The sequence below is a fragment of the Pseudoalteromonas sp. PPB1 genome (assembly GCF_015356275.1).
In the GTDB taxonomy this organism is placed as follows: Bacteria; Pseudomonadota; Gammaproteobacteria; order Enterobacterales; family Alteromonadaceae; genus Pseudoalteromonas; species Pseudoalteromonas rubra_D.
This window is the reverse complement of the sequence record NZ_JACEQV010000002.1, coordinates 315,047-337,869: the sequence shown is the minus strand read 5'-3', so window position 1 is coordinate 337,869 and position 22,823 is coordinate 315,047. Positions and strand designations below refer to the sequence as shown.

Genomic DNA, 22,823 nt, shown 5'->3' with positions numbered 1-22,823 from the left:
GCTAATAGCGACCAGTGAGCAGCGGTTGAGCTGAGCTTAAATGATTCGCACAAGTGTGCTATTTGTTCATGCAGTAACACGCTCACCTCCTGAAAATGCATCGTATATATGAATTGAGTGCTGCAGATCCGCGGACTTAAACTGAGATATTGTTTCTACCTTAAGCGCTTTGGCCTGTGGTACAGATGGACCAACAATGCAAGGTAAAGGCTGTAAGTGTTTTACTTCTTCAATCAACCGCTCCGCTGGCTTTTCCTGGGTTGTGCCATGTATTCGTTGGTGCGCTATCCGCTGTAGCCAGGGACCCACTTTGGCATTTGCAATATCGACGTCCAGTTCAAGGTTTTGTGCTTTTAGCTCGGCCTTGAGTGGAATGATAAAGCTGTTCTTTAAATAGTGATTGAATCGCTCTACTTTTCCTTTTGTTTTGGCTCGATAGGGTTTGCAGGCACTAAGCTCAAATCCATAATCTTTTGATATCTGCAGCATTTGAGCATTTATTTTATGCTTTCCTTCAGCATAGGCATTCCTTTCTATGATGAGTGCTTTAGCATTGTCACATAACACTTGTTGTGGCACGCCACCAAAGTAATCAAACGCGGCCTTCAATCCCTGTTGCCATGACTCCGCACGTTCATTATCAAAAAATTGTATGTAACTTGCTCGGGAGTAACCAAGCGTTGCAACAAAAGCCTTTAGAGGAAATTTTGTTCGTCGGATCGTTGTAAAGTCAATCTGCATCTGTTGTCCGGGTAATGTTTCGAAACGAACGACAGGCTCAGGGGTAGAAGTTGATTTAAACTGACGAACGAAGCGACGCAACTGGGCAATACCACCTTGATAACCCCTTTGTACGGCCTCGTGGAATAGAACAGTAGCTGGGATCCATTCAGGTTTAGCCTGTTCGATACGCTGAATTAGGTATTCTTCGAAAGGTGCGAGCTTAGTCGGTGGTTGAATTTGTTTGTTGTAAATAGGCATTTCTTTTCTCTGCAAATGACGTTTAACTGTGTTGCGAGAAATACCTAGTTCACGGGCAATTTTACGAATGCTCTGCCCTTGTGCAAAGCGAACATGAATATCCACAAATGTCTCCTTGGTTAACATAAAGTTCCCGCACAAATGTACGGATAATACCAAGTGGATCAGTTTTCGATGATCGTTAGTGGATCAGTTTTGCATGATCGGTGACAGCGAAGCGGTGCTTCGGTCGCAATTCACCCATGTGAAAGTAGGACATCGCCAGGGCCTAATAAGAGAAACCCGTTGCAGCAATGCAGCGGATTTTTTGCTATGTGCGATTTAAAAAAGTTGTAGACAGAGCGGTGTTGTCTATTCATCCATGAGGCTGGGTTGGATATAGTAAAGCTCGTACTGAACAACCTTTGGGGACACTTCCCTGTGGAGGGCTCCTTTTTGCGCTGTGAATAGGTCAGCGTTCTCTACAATAGCTCATTTCACCTTGCGCAAAGTAAATGTACTCGCGTTGCTCGCTGTCATTGTACTTTGCACTTAATTCATCAATGAATATCATCGACATTCGTACCTCCTTGTACATCAAAGCCCGATTCGAAAGAGTCGGGCTTTTTTGCGTTTTGAGTAGTTTAAAAAAGCTGTAGACAGAGCAGTGTTGTCTATTCATCCATTAAGCTGGGTTGGATGGTGCATGCAGTACTTAGCAACCTTTGGGGACACTTCCTTGTGGAGGGCTTCTTGTTGCGCTGTGAATAGGTCTGCGTTCTCTACAATAGCTCATTTCACCTTGCGCAAAGACCGCGCTAAAGCACGACTTTGCACGATAGCTGCGAAGCGGTACTTCGGTCACAATTCACCCATGTGAAAGTAGGACATTGCCAAGCTCCTAATTAGAGGTCGACGAAAGACATTCGTACCTCCTTGTACATCAGAGCCCGATTCGAAAGGGTCGGGCTTTTTTGCTATGTGCGATTTAAAAAGTTATATAACTTCCCAGTCACAAACCCCATACCACCGTTATCCCGCACTTGATGCGGAAACTGCTCACAGGCCACGCGGAGAGTATAAATGGCAAATCACTGCCAAGCGACTAATTAAGTTATTTTCGCCCTGTGCGTCTATGTAACCACATATCCAGATGTCTCTTATGACGAAGCGCGCTGAAGCTTTCTTCAGGTTCAAGTAATACAGAGAAAATGGTTTAACTGCTAACAGGTCAAACAGTAAATTTGAAAAGCACTACGGCCTGGCGATCATAGCAAGACACTTCGTTAAATTATTTTAAACAAGACAATCAAGCATGCATTATCGGGGAAGCGCACAAGTGTAGTATTATCGATATCCACCCGGATGAGTTTTCACACTTGTGCATGTTTCGCCTGAGGATGTTTCTGGATGTCTAATGGCAGCGAGCGGTTAAATACAGTAGTAAGTCATGCATGGCAGCATAGAAGTGGGCGTGCAATTCTCACTGTCACAGAAATGACTGGGAGGTGGCAAAGCACCACAGATCTGAGGTGTTACAAGTTCTGGTACTGTTTTTAAGTCTGAAGATAAGCTTTTGACCTGCTTTTTATTGAGTTTCAGCTTCATCGTTTTTTCCTTGCAAAGATTAATCATCGAGGTGATTGAAAAATGTACAGTTGGTTTTCGCTTTTGGCAATGCTTTTTATCATTACGCCTGACATTCATTATAAGCAAGGCCGGTGATATCGATGATTCTCCACATACTCAATACAGCTCCCAGCGCCCCTTCAGAATTGCACTCTATTGGCCTTCGCTGGGTAATAACAGCGTAAGACCGTAATATCGATTATGAAACCGCTATCATAACGACTCTTTACTCTCCTGAGGTTAAATGGCTGGGCACATTGAGGGGCAATAATACGTCGCTTTTTAAGATGAGAGGATATGGCAATTAGTATTTCTGGCTGGTTTAAAGTGTAAATAAACCTGATAACCAGTTGCTCAATGATCAAATCCAGCTCACATCACCAGCTGCGCTGGTGATCTTTAATTGCAGTATAAAGGCTAAAAAGGGGCCTGATGCATTGGCTTATAGGTTTTTGGGTATAGCGCAATGCCTGGTTTTTGGCGTTCAGGGGCTGTACTCTCTTCAATCGTAAATCATACCACTTTCCCTCACGGTGTCATATATCACAACAAGTCGAAGCCACATTTATCCTCTAGGATTTGGTTCCAAGGAAGATTAAAAGCTATTTGATTAATATAAAGAAATTAGCCAGTGCTGTGGTTTAGTCTCTTACTAGATACCTTGTAATGGTGATATCGGCAATGCGGCAATTTTCCGCCACTTAAATATTGGCCTCATTCTTGCTTTTATCTCATCAAGTCAATTTTTTGGAGTCGGGTTATGGCAATTAGTTTTGATAAAGCGTTGGGGGTTCATCCTCACACTATGCTGATCCGCTCTCAGCGTGCTGAAATTTTAGCAAGTAACATAGCCAATGCAGATACCCCTGGATATAAAGCTAAGGATATCGACTTTGGCCAGGCTTTTAAAGCGGCAAAATCGGCACAGCTAAGCGGCAATAAGATGGTCAGAACCAATGAGAATCATCTTAGTGGTGGGACTCAGCTGAACAATGGTGTTGAACTATATCGCACGCCAAATCAAGCAGATACAGGCGATGGTAACTCAGTGGATATACAAGTGGAACGAAACTTGTATGTACAAAACGCATTAGAGTACCAAGCTAGTTTGAATTTTTTATCTGGTAAATTTAAAGGGCTGAAGAAAGCCCTGAGTGGTCAAGGTGGCTAATCATGAGTTTATATAATGTTTTTGATATAGCGGGTTCAGGCATGAGCGCCCAGAACGTCCGTTTGAACACGACCGCCAGTAATATTTCTAATGCAAACAGCATCAGTTCTAGTCAGGATAAGGTGTATAGAGCTAGGCACCCAGTTTTCGCCGCGGAGTTAAACAAGGCTGCGGCAGCTCACCCGAATACCATGGGGTCTTCGGTTGGAGTGAAAGTACTGGGGATCGTAGAAAGCGATAAACCACTGCAGGTTGAGTACAACCCCAACCATCCAAGTGCTGACAAAGACGGGTACATCTATAAGCCAAATGTGAATGTGGTTGAAGAGATGACAAACATGATCTCTGCATCGCGTTCGTACCAAACGAATGTTCAGGTAGCGGATGCCGCTAAGCAGATGCTTAGCAAAACCTTGCAACTTGGTCAGCGCTAAGTGGGAGTATAGCCAATGAGTAACGAAGTCAATTCAGCAACCTCGACCTATGTCGATTCATTGCGTTGGCCTGACAAGCAGGTTCCGACAGAAAAGAATGATGAGTTGAAGCAGGAGGATTTCTTTGCGTTATTGACTCAGCAGTTGTCTTATCAGGACCCGAGCAAACCGGCTGATAATGATCAGATGATTGCACAAATGACAAACTTCACCATGGCCGAGGGTATCTCTGACCTGAACACGAAGTTTGAATCATTGGCTGATTCTATGACCTCGAATTCTGCTTTGCAGGCGTCGACTTTGATCGGCAAGAAAGCGCTACTGGAATCAGACACAATTGAGCACGGCCCGGACATGCAGTCGCGGGGTTCTATTATTGTGACCGAGCCTGTAGAAAAACTGACGGTCAGTATTCTTAATGATAAAAACGAGCTGGTAAGAACCATAGATCTTAAAGATCAAAATGCTGGTGCAGTTCGCTTTGACTGGGATGGTAAAAACACTGATGGTGACATGTTACCGCCTGGAGATTACACAATAAAGGCTGAGGGCTCTGTAAACGGTAAGTTTACAGCCTTGCCTACAGCGACTTTCAGAAATATTGAAAGCGTCAATGTCAATGGTGCAAGCGGCATCGTTATCAACACTAAAGCGGGTGCCGTGCGGCTTACTGACGTCGCGGAATTAGCCTAATTAAAAAGATTTAACCTTAATCGCAAGAGGTGAGAGTATGAGTTTCAATATTGCATTAACTGGTTTAGCTGCGGCTCAGAAAGACCTGGATACCACAGCTAACAATATCGCTAACGTTAATACGACGGGCTTTAAAGAATCGCGTGCTGAATTTGCATCTGTGTATGCATCTTCCGTATTTAGCGCTGGTAAGACAAAAAATGGTGATGGTGTGCAAACCACTATGGTTGCGCAGCAGTTTCACCAAGGTTCTTTGAACTTTACGCAGAACTCGCTGGACCTGGCGATTACAGGTGAAGGTTACTTTGCGATGAGTGAAGAGCTGGGAGCTCAGGACTTCACTTACTCTCGTGCAGGGGCCTTTAAACTTAACAAAGACAACTTTATCGTTGATGCTCAGGGTAATTTTTTACAGGGTTTCCCTGTTGACCCAAGTACCGGTGACACGACCTCAATCAGTTTAAGTACATCATCAGCACTGCAAATCCCAGATGCTTCTGGTTCACCACGCGCAACCACCAGTGTGTATTCATCTTTCAACTTGGACTCACGTGCTTCAGCGCCAACGTTGGCATTTGACCCAACAGAAAGTGCAACTTACAACAGTTCTACTTCAACAACGATTTACGATAGCTTGGGTGAACCGCATATTCTTCAGCTTTATTTTGTAAAAGAAGATCCCGCAACCAACCCCAATGAATGGCAAGTGTATGCAACGCTTAATGGTACACAGTTTAATACATCGGGAGCCAGTGGCGCACCACTTGAGCCGATAACTGAGTTTCAGTTTGACCAAAATGGTTTGCCATCCACGACAGGTAACCCGCAAGTTGCGAACACAGGCACAACTTTTAACTCGTTTGCAATCCCAGCGGGTGCAGGTGCTGGTTTATCAACTTTGCTTACAAACGGCGCAACATTCCCAAGTAACGTGGAACTGAATTGGCGCGATGAAGCAAACACCTCAAACAAACTACCTACACAGTTCGCCAGCCGTTTTGAGGTTAAAGCGCTTGAACAAGACGGCGCTACAACGGGCCGATTAGCGGGGATTGATATCGGCGGTGACGGTAAAATTGTCGCATCTTACAGTAATGGTGACTCAACCTATTTGGGTCAGGTTGCCATGGTGCGTTTTTCTAACTCTCAGGGGTTGCAGCAAGTGGGCAATACCGGATGGAAAAAGAGTTTAACATCAGGTGAGCCTATTGCGGGAGAGCCTGGTTCAGGAACACTGGGTTCAATCAACTCCTCAGCATTGGAGCAGTCCAATGTTAACTTAACAAACGAGCTGGTAGACCTGATAAGTGCGCAGCGAAACTTCCAGGCAAACTCGCGGGCACTGGAAGTCAACTCAACACTTCAGCAGAATATCCTGCAGATCCGATAATCAAATCCAATCACCTCTTGAGGCCGCATTTAGCGGCCTTTTCATTTTCTTGACGATCATCTTGGCATCTATATTGCTTTATTCAGTATAGATTGAACAATTTTTAGGTCGTTCCCATGGATAAAATGCTGTATGTCGCTATGTCAGGCGCCAAACAAAACCTGGTTGGTGTCGGGCTGAAGGCAAATAACCTGGCTAACGCCAATACTACCGGGTTTAAGGCTGACTTTGCACAGGCCCGTTCAATGCAGGCATTTGGCGAAGGGCTACCGACACGCGTGTTTGCGATGCAGGAGCGCCCAGGCACTATGATGACAGGTGGTGCCATTACTGAAACCGGCCGGGATCTGGACATTGCGGTAGATGAGAAATCCTGGATAAGTGTTGTAGATGCCGCAGGCGATGAGGCTTATACGAAAGTTGGCACACTGAACATCACGGCAGATGGTGCACTGGTTACCAGTCATGGTCGTCAAATAATTGGCGAAGGTGGGCCCATTATATTGCCTTTGCCAGTAGAGAAGGTGGTGTTCAGTGATGATGGCTCAATTCAGGTGCGCCCTCAGGGGGCACCTGCCAACTTTTTAGAAGTGGTCGACCGGTTAAAGATTATTAGCGCAGACAATAGCAAACTTGAAAAAGGCAATGATGGTTTGTTCAGACCAAAAGAGGAGTTGCTCGAAGACGGCGTATGTGGGTTTTGTGAAATTTCACCTACCGCCAAAGTCATGAGTGGCTATTTAGAAATGTCCAACGTGAACCCGGTTCACGAGATGGTAGACATGGTAAACCTTCAGCGCCAGTTTGAAATGCAGATGAAACTGATGAAAACAGCTGAAGAAATTGATGAGCGACACACTTCGCTCCTGCGTATCGTTTAAGAGAGTGAGGTATAGATTATGAACCCAGCATTATGGATCAGTAAAACCGGCCTAGATGCCCAGCAAACTGATATTTCGGTGATTTCGAATAACCTGGCGAATGCCAGTACTGTGGGCTATAAGAAAAGCCGCGCAATATTTGAAGACTTACTCTATCAGAATATTAACCAACCAGGCGGTCGTTCTTCTCAGGATACCGAGCTTCCATCAGGCTTGATGCTTGGCGCGGGCGCCAAGGTGGTGGCCAACCAGAAGAACTTTTCGCAAGGTAACATGCTGAGCACTGAAAACTCATTGGACTGGATGGTTCAGGGACCGGGTTTTTTCGAAATTCAGATGCCTGACGGCACCATTGCATACACGCGAAATGGCCAGTTTACCACTGATGAAGAAGGTAGAATCGTGACCTCTGGGGCAGGCTTTCCGGTGCAACCTGAAATGAATGTTCCGGACAATGCAAATTCCATCACCATTTCTCAGGATGGTGAGGTTTCTGTCAGTATTCAGGGTGAAGCTGCCAATACGGTTATCGGCCAGCTGGTAATAAGCGATTTCATTAACCCATCTGGTCTTGAACCGATTGGTCAAAACCTCTATACCGAAACTGCTGTCAGCGGTGCGCCAGTTCAGGGGAACCCGGGTGTTGAAGGACTTGGTTCTATTGTGCAGGGGGCGCTGGAAACTTCGAACGTTAATGTTACCGAAGAGCTGGTCAATTTGATTGAAACACAACGGGTTTACGAGATGAACTCGAAAGTAATCAAGTCAGTTGATGAGATGCTTAGTTACATTAATCAGCAGCTTTAAAAGATTGGGGGTAGTATGGACAAGTTACGTACACTAGGCCTGTTTGCGGCAGGCTGTATAGCACTTAGTGGTTGTACAACAACGCAAAATAAAGATGTTAAGCGGGACGATCCTTACTACGCGCCCATGTATCCGGAAGCTGAAGCTGCGCCAGTCGTGCCAACAGGTTCGTTGTTCAACGCTTACGCCAACGATCTGTACTCAGATAAAAAGGCGCTTCGAACCGGGGATATCATTACGGTAGTGTTACGAGAGTCAACTCAGGCTTCAAAAGCGGCCAATTCTAAACTGGACAAAGATAGTGAAGTGAATGTTGATCCTATTCTGGGTTTAGGCGGCGCTGCGGTCAACTGGGGAAGCAAAAGTATTCAGTTGGATGCAGGCTCAAATTCTTCATTTCAGGGGGATGCGCAGGCCAACCAGTCGAATAGTCTTATTGGTAATATCTCGGTCAATGTGATGCGGGTGTTGCCAAATGGAAACCTGGTGATAAGAGGCGAGAAATGGCTGACACTGAATACCGGTGAAGAGTTTATCCGTCTCGAGGGGTTAGTCAGACCACAGGATGTCAACGCTGATAATACCGTGGAGTCAAACCGTATTGCCAATGCACGTATTCAGTACTCAGGTAAAGGTGATACGCAGGAAGTGCAGAGTGCAGGTTGGCTGACTAAGTTCTTTATGAGCGCCATTATGCCATTTTGAGGAAGCAAACTATGAAATTATTTAATGTGCTCGTGCTAACGATGGCACTTATTGGCAGCCAGTTTGCGCAAGCTGAGCGTATCAAAGACGTAACCATGGTTGAGGGAGTTCGTTCAAACCAACTGGTTGGTTATGGTTTGGTAGTGGGCCTGCCGGGTACCGGAGAGCAAACCCGCTTTACTGAACAAAGCTTCAAGGGCATGTTAAACAGCTTTGGTATTACTATGCCTGCCAACCTAAAGCCGAAGATCAAAAATGTGGCAGCCGTAGCCGTTCACGCAGAGTTACCAGCCTTTGTGAAGCCCGGTCAAACTATTGACGTCACGGTGTCATCTATTGGTAGTGCGGGCAGTTTGCGTGGCGGGACTTTACTGCAAACGTTTCTTAAAGGTGTAGATGGTAATGTCTATGCGATTGCTCAGGGCAGTATGATCGTGGGTGGTTTGGGTGCTGAAGGGCTAGATGGCAGCCGGGTTGTAATCAACACGCCAACAGTTGGTCGTATTCCAAATGGTGGTACAGTTGAACGTGCTGTCAGGAGCCCGTTTACCCAGGGAGATCATATTACCTTCAACCTGAATCGCCCCGACTTCACAACCGCAAAGCGTCTGGCTGATACAATCAATGATCTGGTGGGCCCACAAAGCGCACAAGCAATGGATGCTGCTTCCGTGCGAGTTATTGCACCCCGGGATCCTTCTCAACGCGTTGCTTACCTGTCGACTCTTGAAAACCTGGAGTTCACACCAGCGGATACCTCAGCCAAGATTATCGTGAATTCACGTACTGGTACCATAGTGATTGGCAAAGAAGTGAAACTGCAGCCTGCGGCAATAACACATGGCGGATTGACAGTGACCATTGCTGAACAAATGAATGTGTCTCAGCCGCAGCCTTTGACAGAGGGTGATACTGTGGTGACGCGTCAAAGCATTGTCGATGTTGACCAGGACGATTCGCGGGCGTTTGTATTTGACCCCGGTTCAAGCCTGGATGATTTGGTCCGTGCAATCAATGCAGTGGGTGCTGCTCCTGGCGATCTGATGGCGATACTGGAGGCATTGAAAGAAGCCGGTGCAATACATGGTCAATTAGTCGTCATTTAATGCTTCCTTTATAATCAATTAGTTAGCCCCATTTTATGGGGCTTTTTTTTGGCTCAATAATTGCATTGTAATTGGTTATGTATATTGATGTGATTTCGAGCAATGAATACTGATCCAACTCGCAACCAAAGTTTCTATGACTTAACTGATCTGAACTCGTTAAGACAGGATGCACTGAAAAGTACCGGAGACGCCAATGCCTCTGAAGAAGCGTTGCGTAAGGCGGCTCAACAGTTCGAGTCAATTTTCACTCAAATGATGTTGTCCAGCATGCGAAAGGCCAATGAGGTTCTGGAGGACAAAGATAGTCCGTTTAATTCCAGCAGCGTCAAATTTTATCGTGACATGCATGATCAGCAAATGTCTATGCAGCTCTCCAGCGAAGGGAGCTTGGGTCTCGCAGACCTGATTGTGCAGCAATTATCGCCTAACCGGGATGGGTATATGCCCAGCTCTGTACTGCGCACCGGTGCGGAGCTACAAAGCGACCGGATCGCCAATGGTGAAGCTGCGCAGTTGAAAGCTGAGCAACAGCCTGAGGTGATGGAAAGTGCATCTAAAGATGTGCAATTCGATGATCCAGAGTCCTTCGTTAGCCAGCTTTGGGAGCATGCTAAGTCAGCAGCTGCCAAGATTGGTTTGAATCCAGCTGTGATGGTTGCTCAGGCTGCACTGGAAACAGGTTGGGGCAAGCACATCATTGCCCGCCAGGACGGTGAAAGCAGTTTAAACCTGTTTAACATAAAAGCCGATAAGCGTTGGCAGGGTGACAGCGCCAGTAAAATGACGCTGGAATTTGAGCAAGGTTTACCAGTGAAAAAGCAAGCGAGCTTCAGAGCGTATGATTCGCTGAAAGATAGCATCAATGATTATGTCGATTTCCTGCAGTCCAATCCTCGTTACCAAGAGGCTTTAACTAAGACAGATAATCCGGACCAATACCTGGATGCGCTGCAACAGGCAGGGTATGCAACCGATCCAGATTATGCAGAAAAAATTAAACGTGTGTTGGACAGAGGAGAATTTCAGTCCATGTTGTCAGCGTCAGTGCATCAGGGAGTAAATTAAGATGTCATTTAATCTTATGAATATTGGTACTTCCGGGGTCAGGGCCAGCTCTGAATTACTCCAGACGACCAGTAAAAACATCGCAAACCTGAATACCAAAGGTTATGTTCGCGAGCGGACTGAACACACCACTATGGTCAACAACCAGGTGGGACGTGGTGAAACCGTGCGCCTACTCAATGAGTTTGCTCAGAAGCAGCTTAATCGTGATCTTTCGAGTGAGGCTTACTACGAACAGTTTGTGACGGAAGCCACTCGGGTTGATACCTTGTTTGGTGAAGAGTCTAATAATCTGAATCAGAGCATCAACTCGTTGTTCAATAATATGCAGGAAGCGATGAATTTACCTTCCTCAACGGTTGCGCGCTCCCTGTTTTTGACGGATGCACAGAACTTAATTGATCAGATGGACAGGTTATCCGGTATCGTGTTTGATCAGAGCAATATCGTAAATGAGCAATTGTCGATTTATTCTGATGAAGCCAATAACCTGATCCAGAAGATCAGTGACATGAACGCCCAAGTTGCGGCGCTCAATGGTAATAACAGCGATGGCAGCGGCAGCTCCTTGCTTAATCAACGAGATCAGGCCATCAGAGATCTGGCTGAATTGGTAGACATCGAAACCCTGGATGGCAAGAATGGTGAAAAACTCGTTTTTCTTGGCTCCGGGCAATCTTTGGTCATGGAAAATGGCAGTTTTAATCTCTTCTCAATGGATGGCGACCCCGATCCGAACCACAAAACGTTGACGCTGGATGTGACTGATGGTGCCGCTGTGGCGTTAGAGGTGGATCATGTCAGTCTTAGAGGAAAGATTGGCGGCCTGATGGCATTTCGTGATGATATTTTGGTGCCAGCACAGACGCAGCTCGGTCAAATCGGACTATCACTTGCCGATGCTTTTAACCAGCAAAACCAGCTGGGTATGGACCTGGATGGTAATCTTGGCGGTAACATATTCACGCTACCAACGGTCGGCGGATATCCGTATGAAAGCAATACCAGTACCGCACAGTTAACGGCTACGGTTGAGCCTGGTAAAGGTAAAGAAGTCCCGGCGACGGATTTCAGAGTCACTTATACCGCAGCAAACACCGTCGAAATTGCAGCGGTAGACAGTAAGGGCAATGTTCAGGGAACTCCCGTAACTGCAAACGTGATTGGCGGAGTGATAGATTCAAACTCCGTTGCGGCAGGTGTCGACATGTTTGGTTTGCAAATGAACCTGACAGGGACCGCTAATGTTGGTGACAGCTTCCTGGTTAAGCTTAACTCGGGAACTGCGGGGAATTTACAACTTGCAACTGATAGACCTGAAAGTTTGGCACTGGCTTCACCAATACGGACGGAGACTGCGGCCAGTAATGTGAGTACGGCAAACATTTCTGTAGGCTCTGTCACCAACACAGATCCTGCTACGAGTAACTTTACAGCTGCACCACCGAGCCTGACCAATGGCACAATCACACTGACCAAAACGGCAAACGCCAATGAATATCAGATCGTTGATGGCAATGGTACCAATACATTTACTATTACACCGCCCGCTGAAAACTTACTTGCCCAAGCGGGGGGCGCGTATGCCAGCTATGGCTTCGATTTTAATATTGAAGGGACGCCGGCGACGGGTGACACATTTACCATTGAGTTTAATACCGGTGGTTTTGATGATAACCGTAATGGTCTCGAGCTTAGTAAGTTACAAAGTGCAGAACTGGTGCGTCAGAATGTGGTGACCACCGCAACTGCAGATAATTTGAAGACGTTCAATGAAGCGTATGCCGGCCTAGTGACGGAAATAGGTGTTGTGGCCAATCAGGCCAAAACCAATGGTGCGGCCTATGAAGCGTTGGCAGCCCAATCTGAAGCCTGGTATGAGTCTATGGCGGGCGTGAATTTAGACGAAGAAGCAGCAAATTTGCTTCGTTTTCAACAATCTTACTCAGCAGCTGCACAAGTACTTACCGCAGCAAGAACTGTGTTTGATACCCTATTAAGTGCGGCGAGGTAATTATGCGTTTATCTCAAAATATGATGTATCAGAATAACCTGAACTCAATACTCGATAGCCAGCAAGATGTGAATAAAGCAATGCAGCAGGTTAATACGCAAAAACGTGTATTAACTGCATCAGATGATCCTTCTGCAATGGCACGGGCTTTGTTATACACCGATAGGATCCAAACCAATGAGCAATATACAAAAAATCTGACTATGCTCAAAGGCCGTTTGGATACGCAAGAAGGTGTACTGGATAATATCAAAGATTCTTTGACTCGTGCTCTGACGCTAACGGTCCAGGCAGGTAACGGTTCTTTGGTGGATGTAGACAGAGCATCGTTGTCTGAAGAGCTAAGTGCTATACAAACCGCGGTGCATGACCTGATGAATGCGAAAACGGAAGATGGCCGATACATTTTTTCCGGTTATCAGGATAATACTGAAGCCTATTCGTACAACAGTACACAACAGCGTTATCAATACAACGGTGATCAGGGGCAGCATAAAATTAAGGTTGCCGAAGGGGTTGAAATTAAATCCAGCGATAACGGGTTTGATGTTTTTGAGAGTGTACCAACACGGCTCAATGTGGCCTCCAATACAGCGACTGTGTCGGGGGGGGTCGTGAGCTCGGATGTGTATGTAACCAAACAGGGACCATTTGACCAATTTCATAAAGCCAATTATAACCCGGACCCAACAGCGCCAGCTGGCTCGAATACATTTAGTCTGGTACTTACAGCGGGAACACCTAATACCTATTCCTTACAGCAAGGTGCAACGGTATTGGCAACGGGTAGCTATGAAGAAAATCACATCGAGGTTGAAGGCATGGAGTTCAGCTTCACGGGGAATGCGCCCGCGCAGATTGACTTTGATCTTGAAGCGCCAGAGCGAGATAACGTACTCAATATGTTGGATGACCTGGTTACGGCATTGAATGACACGACACTCAGTGAAAAAGATTATCGTCAGGTACTGGCTGATTCGATGATTGGTATAGATAACGCAAAAAACCGCGTTTCACAGACTCAGTCTGGTCTGGGGGGCAGGCTCAACACCGCAACGCGTATCACCGATGCGAATGCTGACCTGGATATTAACAATAAGATTGCAAAAGCAGAACTGGTTGAGCTGGATATGGCCGAAGCCATTACCGATCTGACCAAACATGAAACCGCACTTCAGGCATCGCAGGCCACCTTTGGCCGGTTGTCTAATCTATCTCTACTCGACTACATCAGGTAATCCGTCCTGGAAGCGGCTTTTAGGGGTTATCCCTGCCGCTTCCATTTTTCCTCTCTTTTACTCAATTTAGATTCTAACCTACTCACTTTTATAAACTTTGTTGCAGTGCATCAGATTTATCTGTGAAGTTTAGGGTGGCAATTTATTTCCCACTTTATGCCACTTTATAAATTAAAAATCTTTAATAAACAAACGGATGAGATTTTTTTCGAAAAATTTCTAAAGTATTTTTGCCGCTGCCCGATAACTTAAGTAACCAAGCCGGAGAGTGAAAACAAACCTCGAAGGCTATGAGAGAAAGTTTTAGAAGTTTGAGAGTGGGCACTTACAGAGTAAGCACTCAAAGAGTAAGCACTCAGATTATAGTGGGAGAATCACCATGGCACTTTATGTAAATACTAACGTAAGTTCATTGAATGCTCAAAGACAATTAAACAATTCAGGCAACTCGCTGGATGTTTCCTTCAAGCGTTTATCATCGGGCTTTCGTATCAACAGCGCTGCTGACGATGCAGCAGGTCTACAAATATCTGACCGTTTGACCTCACAAATCAACGGTTTAAACCAAGGTAACCGAAACGCAAACGACGGTATCTCGCTAGCGCAAACCGCTGAAGGTGCGATGGACGAAGTTACCTCAATGTTCCAGCGTATTCGTACCCTGGCACAACAAGCATCAAACGGTTCAAACACAGACGAAGACCGTTTGGCAATCCAGGAAGAAATCCGTTCACTGTCTTCTGAGGTGAACCGGGTAGCAGCAGATACAACCTTCGGTGGCCAAAACCTACTAGATGGTTCTTACTCTGCAAACTTCCAGGTTGGTGCTGACGCAGTACAAACCATTGGCTTCAGTATGCAAAATGTTGCCGGTACAACTAACGATATGCAGGCAAACGGTGGCTTCACACTATCTGGTATCGCAGGTATTGCAAGTGGCGTAACCGGTGTTGCACTGAGTGCGACAACAGAAACCATCAGTACAAACATTGGTACTGAAGCAGACGCGAAGGTTTTCTCTAACGTATTCACTGAAACAGGTATTTCGGTATCTTCTCAGGCAAATGCGCAGGCAGTATTAGCTGGTATGGACAACCTGATTGCGGTTGTTGATAAGAAACGTGCAGAGCTAGGTGCGGTACAAAACCGCTTCCAGTCTACAATTCGTAACCAGTCTAACATTTCTGAAAACCTGTCAGCTGCGAAATCACGTATCAAAGATACTGACTTTGCTCAGGAAACTGCAAGCTTGACTAAAATGCAGATTCTGCAACAGGCGAGCCAGACAATCCTGAGTCAGGCTAACCAGCGTCCTCAGGCTGCACTAAGTCTACTGGGATAAGATAGGTAGGAAAACAGGTGCCCGGACTTGATGGGGTATTAGCCAGGGCACCCAATTGGATGATAAAGCGGAGGAGCTTAAATCCAATTACAGTTCATCAAAACAATGAACACGTTAATATTAGCACTTTCCGTGCCAATATTATGAAAAAATATTGACACCCACTCTCAAACTTCAAAAAAAGAGGCTGCCAGGCCTCTTTTTCTTTATACTTATTATTTAGATACATGGGTTGGCTTGGTGATAACCCCCCCTGAAAAGCTCTTCCTTATAGGCATCAAGCGGATGTCAGCTCTATAAATAGTATAGTTCAGTTCACCATATTGCGATTCCAAGACACGATATTCACCTTGTCAAAATTTATTGGCACACACCTTGCTTTATTCATTCCAGAAGAAATTAAGTTTGTACAAGCGGCATTGGATTGCCCCTTCACTGAGCTCCGGCCAGTGATAACAATTGCCTCCTTGTACGCCAATGAACAGCTCAATGCTGAGCATTTGTATAGAGAGAGTGAATCATGGCTTTATTTGTAAATACCAATGTCAGTTCCATTAATGCGCAACGACAACTACAAAATTCCGGTGTTGAGCTGGATACGTCCTTCAAACGCCTATCTTCAGGTCTGCGGATCAACAGTGCGGCAGACGATGCAGCAGGTCTGCAAATCTCAGACCGACTACAATCGCAGATCCTGGGTCTTAACCAGGGTAACCGAAATGCTAACGATGGTATTTCACTTGCCCAGACAGCGGAAGGGGCAATGGATGAAATTACTTCTATGTTCCAGCGGATCCGGACCTTGTCACAACAAGCAGCGAACGGCTCGAACACGGATGAAGATCGCCTGGCAATTCAGGAAGAAATTCGTCAGCTGGCGGCAGAAGTAAACCGGGTTGCCAGTGATACCACGTTTGGTGGTCAAAACTTACTAGACGGCTCTTACTCAGCTAATTTCCAGGTAGGTGCTGATGCGGTGCAAACCATTGGCTTTAGTATGCAGTATGTGGGAGCCACCACTAACTCTATGGCTGATAATGGTGGTTTTACCCTGTCGGGTGTGGCGGGTGTTGCCAGTGGAGTGTCGGGCGCTGCGCTGAGTGCGACGACAGCAACCATCAGTACAAATATCGGTACTGAAGCGGATGCCAAAGTGTTTTCAAACGTCTACACGGCAGCTGGTATATCAGTGTCATCGCAGGCCAATGCTCAGGCTGTTATGGCAGGTATGGATGCGCTGATTGCGGTTGTAGATAAAAAGCGGGCTGAGCTGGGTGCGGTACAAAACCGATTCCAGTCGACGATCCGAAACCAGGCCAATATTTCAGAGAACCTGGCAGCTGCAAAATCCCGGATCAAAGATGCGGACTTTGCGATGGAAACAGCTAAACTAACTAAAAACCAGATCCTACAGCAGGCCAGCCAGACTATACTAGGCCAGGCGAACCAGCGTCCACAGGCGGCTCTGAGCCTGTTACAGGGTTAATAACACAAAAAAAATAAAATAATTTGCAAATAAGGCTAAAGCTTTCGCTTTATCAGTCGATAGCGGATTTAGAGAACTATAAATCTAGGACTCTAAATCATCGCTGCTGGCAGGGTAGGGGTATCCCGTCTCAGCGAGTTATATTGATAAAGCGGAGGCTATTATGGCTTTATATGTAAATACCAATGTGAGTTCATTGAACGCACAGCGGCAATTAAATAAATCCTCAGGAGCGTTAGATACGTCTTTCCAACGCCTATCATCGGGTTTGCGCATTAACAGTGCAAAAGACGATGCTGCAGGTATGCAAATCACCAACCGTCTGAACGGTCAAATCAATGGTCTGAATCAAGGTATCCGAAACGCGAACGATGGTATCTCACTGGCGCAAACCGCAGAAGGTGCGCTGGACGAAACCACTCAGATGTTCCAACGGATCAGAACACTTGCGCAACAGGCATCTAACGGTTCAAACACCGATGAAGACAGACTGGCACTACAAGAAGAAATTCGCTCTCTTTCAGAGGAAGTAAACCGCGTTGCAGCTGACACCACCTTTGGTGGTCAGAACCTGCTTGACGGTACATACGACGCGAACTTCCAGGTAGGTGCTGATGCGGTACAAACCATCGGCTTCAGTATGCAAAACGTTGCCGCCACAACCAACGACCTACAAGCCAACGGTGGGTTTACCCTGTCTGGTATTGCGGGTATTGCCAGCGGTGTAACCGGCGTTGCATTGAGTACCACTACAGAAACCATCAGTACGACGGTAGGCGCAGCAGCAGACGCTAAAGTGTTCTCCGATGTGTTCACTGAGGCGGGTATTTCAGTGTCTTCACAGGCTAATGCACAGGCAGTATTGGCTGGCATGGACAATCTGATTGCGGTTGTGGATAAAAAACGTGCGGAACTGGGGGCGGTTCAAAACCGATTCCAGTCAACCATTCGTAACCAGTCGAATGTTGCCGAAAACCTGACCGCTGCACGTTCTCGTATTCAGGACACCGACTTTGCTGCAGAAACGGCGAGTTTGACCAAGATGCAGATCCTGCAACAGGCAAGTAGTTCAATCCTGAGTCAGGCTAACCAGCGTCCTCAGGTCGCCCTGTCGCTCTTAGGCTAATAATAGTGTAACGTCAAGTTTGCATGAGAAATCGCGAAACTTGGCGTATACTTACAGTTAGACTAGAGATTGGAGGTGTATTGTGAAAGAGATTCAGGCAACATTAGGGCTTGGTTCGAATAATGCGGTGCTCACTCCTGGTCAAATTAAGCCTGAGGAAAGTGCAGAGACGCTCCGGGCTGTGGAGAAGTTAACCAAGTTGGTTGATAACCCCTCAGTGCGGGCTCAGGACAAGCAAAAGGAAGAAGCTGACCCTGATGCACAGGACAAATTATTCGCCCAGGTGAAATCTGATCTGGCAAAGCTGAATGACTTTATACCGGTCACGGCAACTAATTTGTCGTTTGAGTTTGATGATAAAGGCAATCCGCCTTTCATCAGAGTCATCGACAAAGGCAATGATGAAGTGATCCGGGAAATTCCCTCAGAGGAATTTCGCGAAGTTGCTAAGGCTTTGGAGGAATTTGCCGATAAAGTATCAGGAAAAGGTTTGCTGTTTGACAGGACAGCATAAATGAAAGTGAATTGGAGGTAGCAAATGCCACTTATAACGTCTGCAGGCGTCGGCTCAGGTCTGGACTTGGAGAGTATTATTAAAGCATCGGTTGATGCCGAGAATATTCCCAAGATGCAGGCCTTCGTCAAGAAAGAAGAGTCTTTGAAAGTAGAGCTCTCTGCCTTGGGCGAGGTTAAGTCTGCTATCTCCAAACTCAATGACACAGTTAAAAAGCTAGCTGACCCTGAAAACTTCGGTAAAAGGGTCGCTAATATCACGCAGCCAACATCTGGTGACATCATCAGTGTGACGCCGACGTCAGAAATTTCAGTTGGTAACTTTGATATTGCCGTCAAACAATTGGCACAGGGGAGCCGTGCCGTTTCGGCTGATGGTGCTTACACGTCAATTGACGATGTCGTGAGTGCCACCGGAGGCACGTTAACGTTTGGCGCCGGAGCCGATAATAGCTTCACGCTGGATGTGACAGCGGGTATGACGCTGGGTGAATTACGAGATGCGATAAACGCGTCTGACACAAACTTTGGCGTGACAGCCAATATAGTAAATACCGGTACTGCAGCAGGGTCAAAGTTGATATTGACATCTAATGTTAGCGGTACAGGCAATGACCTTACCGTGACGAATGACAATGCAGAGCTGGATAAAGTATCGATTGGTACCACTGGCGGGATGACCATTGGCACAGACGATGCTGCGCGTAACTCAATCATCACGGTTGATGGTTTGGAAATTCAAAGTGATACCAACACCTTTAAAGACGCGGTTCAGGACATGACTATCAAGGCGTTGGCAAAGAGTGAAGGGAACGATACCGATGGCTATGATACGGCGAGTCTCAATGTCGACTATGACAGAGACTCAGTGAATACGCTGATTGATGAGTTTATCTCGAACTATAACAACCTGATTGGGAATATCGGTTTTCAGACTCGGATTGGTAAACCGCTAAACGGCGATTCATCGATGCGGACGCTTAGTGACCAGTTGATTACCACCTTATCCACTAACCTAACCGATGCGGGTCCATTTGAAACCATATTCGATATCGGTTTAGGGGTAGACAATGATGGTTACCTTGAAAAATCGTCGTTAGTACGTAGTCTTAATGATGCAATGGATAGTAACTTCGACGATATTGGCACAGCGTTTGCAGGAGATAATGGTGTCGCCAAGCAGCTAGAGTCGTTGCTTGACAATTATGCAAGTTCGAGCGGTTTGATTAAAGATCGAGAAGATGGTCTGAACGGCCAGCTCAGCGATTTAGAAGACGATGTGGAGAATCACGAATTTCGCATGGCGTCTTTAGAAGAGAGATTACGAAAGCAGTATGCTGGGCTGGATGTGTTGATTGCCCAGATGCAGCAAACGCAATCTTATTTGGGCGCTCAGCTCGCGAATTTGCCAGGGTTCACCAAGTCTAAGTAAGGAGCCATTATGTACAACGCAAGAGTTAAAAATTATCAGAAAGAAGCACTGAAAACACGTGTGGCCGGTGCTGATCGTTACGAAATTATTCAAATGCTAATGGCTGGCGCAGTGGAGAAAATGGTACTTGCTAAAGTATCAATTGAAAAGCGTCACCTGGAAGCAAAAGCAGAGCATATTTCAAAAGCCTCTGCGATTTTAGAAGCACTTCGCGGTTGTCTGGATTTTGAAGTGGGCGGGGAAGTGACCGAGAATTTATACGCATTATATTCTTATATGATCGATAGGCTGTTGGATGCCAGCCTTCAGAATGATCCTGCGATTATTGACGAAGTGTCAAATCTATTAAAGGAAATTAAATCAGCCTGGGATGCTATCCCTGTCGACGTTCGTCAGCAGACATTGAATGACAATGGCGCTGATGCCAATGTCGGTTAACTTTGCGGATATAGAAGCATCTTTAGAAGCAGTAGATGCGGCTTGCCAGGCTGGCGAGCTTGAAGAGGCGCAGCGTCTTTTTAAACAATTTGACGATCAACTCCGCTCAACATTAACGAACGAAATGCTGGCTGAATCAGAAACAATTCAACAGGCTGCATTCACGCTTTTTAATCATATCCAGACACTCACTGCCACACTACAACAAAATAAAATGACAGTCGCGAAAGAACTGTCGCAATTTGTTGGTAATCAAAAAAAGATCAAAGCGTATAAAAGTACTTAATACGACATTGGCTGATGTATGAACAAAGATCCCATATCACAACAATTAGAGTCCCTCAGTGAAAAACTCTCAGAAACAACAGCGCACCAGGCTCGCGAGGCGAAATTCGCAGAAGAAGCCAATGTGCGTTTTAGCAAAAACCTGCAGAGTTTTGAGAAATATTATCCAGACATTGCAAAGGCAATTAATAACCACAGTGTTCGCGATGAGTTTTGCCTCCATGTGACCACATCCGGACATGGCAACTTTGTCCCGAAGACCAGTAGTGCCCCTATCTATTCTCAGTCGCCGATAGAACAAACCACAGAGCAAGTGGAGAGGCAGCTTCGTAAGCCCGTTTTGAGTCTGACGGATTACACGGGATATGGTCAAAATCAGGAAGATGAGCGCTTACACGTTCGCTACATGACGGAACTGACTAAACTGATGATTGACATTCGTGAGCGAGCAGAACCCCCGCTCAGTAAAATGCCTGATCATTTTCCAAGTGCTATTATCTTCGGCATTGGCCTAGGCTATCATGTCCCGCTCTTGCTAGAGCGAACTCAGTTCGATTACATTTTTCTGATCGAACCTGATTTTGAACAGTTTTTTGCTAGCCTGTTTTGCACTGACTGGTTTCAAGTTATCGCTGATATAGATGAGCAGGGCGGGTGTTTATTCTTCCATTTAGGGGTGGATCATAGTCTATTTATTCAGGACATAGAAAAGATAGCTGAAGATGTGGGAGCGTTTGCCCTGGTACGAAGTTTTTGTTATCAACACACGCCTGGGAATGAACTTAATACGCTGATTAAGCAATGGGTTAAAGATTATTTTCGATTCCAGTTCGGGCATGGTTTTTATAATGACGCCGTGACAGGACTGGCGCATGGTATCCATCATATTCGTAATAAGGCGGCCTGGTTAACTAATACAGCGCAAGGTCTGGATAAAGACACTCCAATATTCATTATCGGGAATGGACCATCACTAGACGAAGCCGAAGCCTTTATTAAGCGTAATCACAAAAAAGCCATTATCATTGCTGCTGGGACCTCTATCGCGACTTTGCATAAAAAAGGGATCCCGGCTGATTTCCATGTACTGGTTGAACGGCCTTACTCCAACTATAAGATTTTTGGAGAAATAGTCCCTCCGGAAGTATACGAAAATACCAATCTTATTGGTCTTAGTACGCTGTACCCTGACACAAATCATAGATATAAATGGTCGGGCATTGCTGCAAAAGGGGCTGAAGCAGGGACTTCTCTATTGGATATCCTGGCATTACAGCACCTATCACAGACCTTGCCGAAAATTCCATATTGTAACCCAGTCGTTGCCAACGCGGCGTTATCGTTTGTGTTATATCTTGGGTTTCGTAATGTGTATCTATTTGGTGTCGATAATGGCAAGGCCCCAGGTGGTGCACATCACAGTAAAGACAGTATATATCGGGCGCGAAATGAAGATACTGAGGATGAGGGACATTGTCACCTCGAGATTGAGGGACACACTTTACCTGCCAACTTCGGTGGCCATGTACTGTCAAATGATCTGTTCATGATTGCCCATGCTCAGTTAGAAAAATTGCTTAGATATTATGACGTGACGACATGCCTTAATGTCGGCAGTGGCGCGAAAATTGACAAAGCAATGGCAGTGCATGCAGAAGATCTACTCGATATTGAAGGTGACTATGATACTGAGAGGCTGGTGGAGCAAATAAAAGCTGAGTGTTTTAGCACTTTCCCACTCGATGATGTCAGTGAAGAGGCGATTGCTCTGGAGGGGCTTAAAGAGCTAACTGAGCATATTTGCAGTATTGCCAGTGAGCCTGTGACCAGTCGTCGCGAAGCAGCCGATCAGCTTAGACGTCAAGCTCGCTATTTAAACGCTTACAAACAGTCGAAATGGGGCCACTTGTTTCATGTGATCAAAGGGTCGTTATTATACTACCATTGCCCACTGATAACTTTGTTGTATACCTATGAAGATGAAGCTTTCAGCCTTGAACAGTATCAACGGTTAAATCAGTTATGGATGAGTTATATCAAAGAAATCTATACACATTTTTGTGAACATTACACTGAGAAGTGTGATCTGGGACTGGAGTAGCCGT

Annotated in this window: 20 protein-coding genes; 19 read left to right on the top strand and 1 reads right to left on the bottom strand. The window is 45.9% G+C overall.

The window, feature by feature from the left end:
* Positions 1-66: 66 nt before the first annotated feature.
* Positions 67-1,107 (bottom strand): IS21 family transposase, encoded by a 1,041-nt coding sequence (gene istA, locus IY568_RS03825; RefSeq protein ID WP_194866811.1) that lies wholly within the window; start codon positions 1,105-1,107, stop codon positions 67-69.
* 2,242 nt (positions 1,108-3,349) lie between these two features.
* Between istA and flgB the strand changes: the two genes are divergently transcribed.
* From flgB to IY568_RS03730, 19 genes are all read left to right on the top strand, one after another.
* On the top strand, positions 3,350-3,760 hold the full coding sequence (gene flgB / locus IY568_RS03820; RefSeq protein WP_125563915.1) for a flagellar basal body rod protein FlgB: 411 nt from the start codon (positions 3,350-3,352) through the stop codon (positions 3,758-3,760).
* A gap of 2 nt (positions 3,761-3,762) precedes the next feature.
* Entirely contained in the window at positions 3,763-4,194 is a 432-nt protein-coding gene (gene flgC / locus IY568_RS03815; RefSeq protein WP_054015564.1) for a flagellar basal body rod protein FlgC, read from the top strand.
* A gap of 15 nt (positions 4,195-4,209) precedes the next feature.
* Complete coding sequence (locus IY568_RS03810; RefSeq protein WP_058797709.1) at positions 4,210-4,887, top strand: flagellar hook assembly protein FlgD; 678 nt, start codon at positions 4,210-4,212, stop codon at positions 4,885-4,887.
* A gap of 37 nt (positions 4,888-4,924) precedes the next feature.
* A complete protein-coding gene (flgE, locus tag IY568_RS03805; RefSeq protein WP_125563913.1) occupies positions 4,925-6,277 on the top strand; it encodes a flagellar hook protein FlgE in 1,353 nt (450 codons plus the stop codon).
* A gap of 116 nt (positions 6,278-6,393) precedes the next feature.
* Positions 6,394-7,158 (top strand): flagellar basal body rod protein FlgF, encoded by a 765-nt coding sequence (locus IY568_RS03800; RefSeq protein WP_010385603.1) that lies wholly within the window; start codon positions 6,394-6,396, stop codon positions 7,156-7,158.
* A gap of 18 nt (positions 7,159-7,176) precedes the next feature.
* Positions 7,177-7,965 (top strand): flagellar basal-body rod protein FlgG, encoded by a 789-nt coding sequence (gene flgG / locus IY568_RS03795; RefSeq protein WP_010385605.1) that lies wholly within the window; start codon positions 7,177-7,179, stop codon positions 7,963-7,965.
* 15 nt (positions 7,966-7,980) lie between these two features.
* Positions 7,981-8,670 carry a flagellar basal body L-ring protein FlgH gene (gene flgH / locus IY568_RS03790; protein WP_125563909.1) on the top strand — a complete coding sequence of 230 codons (690 nt, stop codon included), beginning with the start codon at positions 7,981-7,983 and terminating at the stop codon, positions 8,668-8,670.
* Between the two features lie 11 nt (positions 8,671-8,681).
* Entirely contained in the window at positions 8,682-9,776 is a 1,095-nt protein-coding gene (locus tag IY568_RS03785) for a flagellar basal body P-ring protein FlgI (RefSeq protein ID WP_125563907.1), read from the top strand.
* A gap of 102 nt (positions 9,777-9,878) precedes the next feature.
* Positions 9,879-10,844 (top strand): flagellar assembly peptidoglycan hydrolase FlgJ, encoded by a 966-nt coding sequence (gene flgJ / locus IY568_RS03780; protein WP_125563905.1) that lies wholly within the window; start codon positions 9,879-9,881, stop codon positions 10,842-10,844.
* Position 10,845: 1 nt separating this feature from the next.
* Positions 10,846-12,858, top strand: coding sequence for a flagellar hook-associated protein FlgK (flgK, locus tag IY568_RS03775; protein ID WP_125563903.1), 2,013 nt, complete (start codon positions 10,846-10,848; stop codon positions 12,856-12,858).
* 2 nt (positions 12,859-12,860) lie between these two features.
* Positions 12,861-14,096: a flagellar hook-associated protein FlgL gene (gene flgL, locus IY568_RS03770; protein WP_058797716.1), complete on the top strand. Its 1,236-nt coding sequence runs from the start codon at positions 12,861-12,863 to the stop codon at positions 14,094-14,096.
* A gap of 379 nt (positions 14,097-14,475) precedes the next feature.
* The gene (locus tag IY568_RS03765; RefSeq protein ID WP_125563899.1) at positions 14,476-15,438 is read left to right on the top strand and encodes a flagellin; all 963 of its coding nucleotides are present in this window, start codon (positions 14,476-14,478) and stop codon (positions 15,436-15,438) included.
* A 520-nt stretch (positions 15,439-15,958) separates the two neighbouring features.
* Entirely contained in the window at positions 15,959-16,924 is a 966-nt protein-coding gene (locus tag IY568_RS03760; RefSeq protein ID WP_010385617.1) for a flagellin, read from the top strand.
* Positions 16,925-17,087: 163 nt separating this feature from the next.
* Complete coding sequence (locus IY568_RS03755) at positions 17,088-18,050, top strand: flagellin (protein ID WP_010385618.1); 963 nt, start codon at positions 17,088-17,090, stop codon at positions 18,048-18,050.
* Between the two features lie 82 nt (positions 18,051-18,132).
* Positions 18,133-18,564 (top strand): flagellar protein FlaG, encoded by a 432-nt coding sequence (locus IY568_RS25070; RefSeq protein ID WP_010385619.1) that lies wholly within the window; start codon positions 18,133-18,135, stop codon positions 18,562-18,564.
* Positions 18,565-18,588: 24 nt separating this feature from the next.
* Complete coding sequence (gene fliD / locus IY568_RS03745; RefSeq protein WP_194866810.1) at positions 18,589-19,995, top strand: flagellar filament capping protein FliD; 1,407 nt, start codon at positions 18,589-18,591, stop codon at positions 19,993-19,995.
* 9 nt (positions 19,996-20,004) lie between these two features.
* Positions 20,005-20,433, top strand: coding sequence for a flagellar export chaperone FliS (fliS, locus tag IY568_RS03740; RefSeq protein WP_125563893.1), 429 nt, complete (start codon positions 20,005-20,007; stop codon positions 20,431-20,433).
* A complete protein-coding gene (locus IY568_RS03735) occupies positions 20,402-20,719 on the top strand; it encodes a hypothetical protein (protein WP_228553104.1) in 318 nt (105 codons plus the stop codon). Before fliS ends, IY568_RS03735 begins: the two co-directional genes overlap by 32 nt.
* An 18-nt stretch (positions 20,720-20,737) precedes the next feature.
* Positions 20,738-22,819, top strand: a complete 2,082-nt coding sequence (locus IY568_RS03730) for a 6-hydroxymethylpterin diphosphokinase MptE-like protein (protein ID WP_194866809.1) — start codon at positions 20,738-20,740, stop codon at positions 22,817-22,819.
* Positions 22,820-22,823 lie beyond the last annotated feature (4 nt).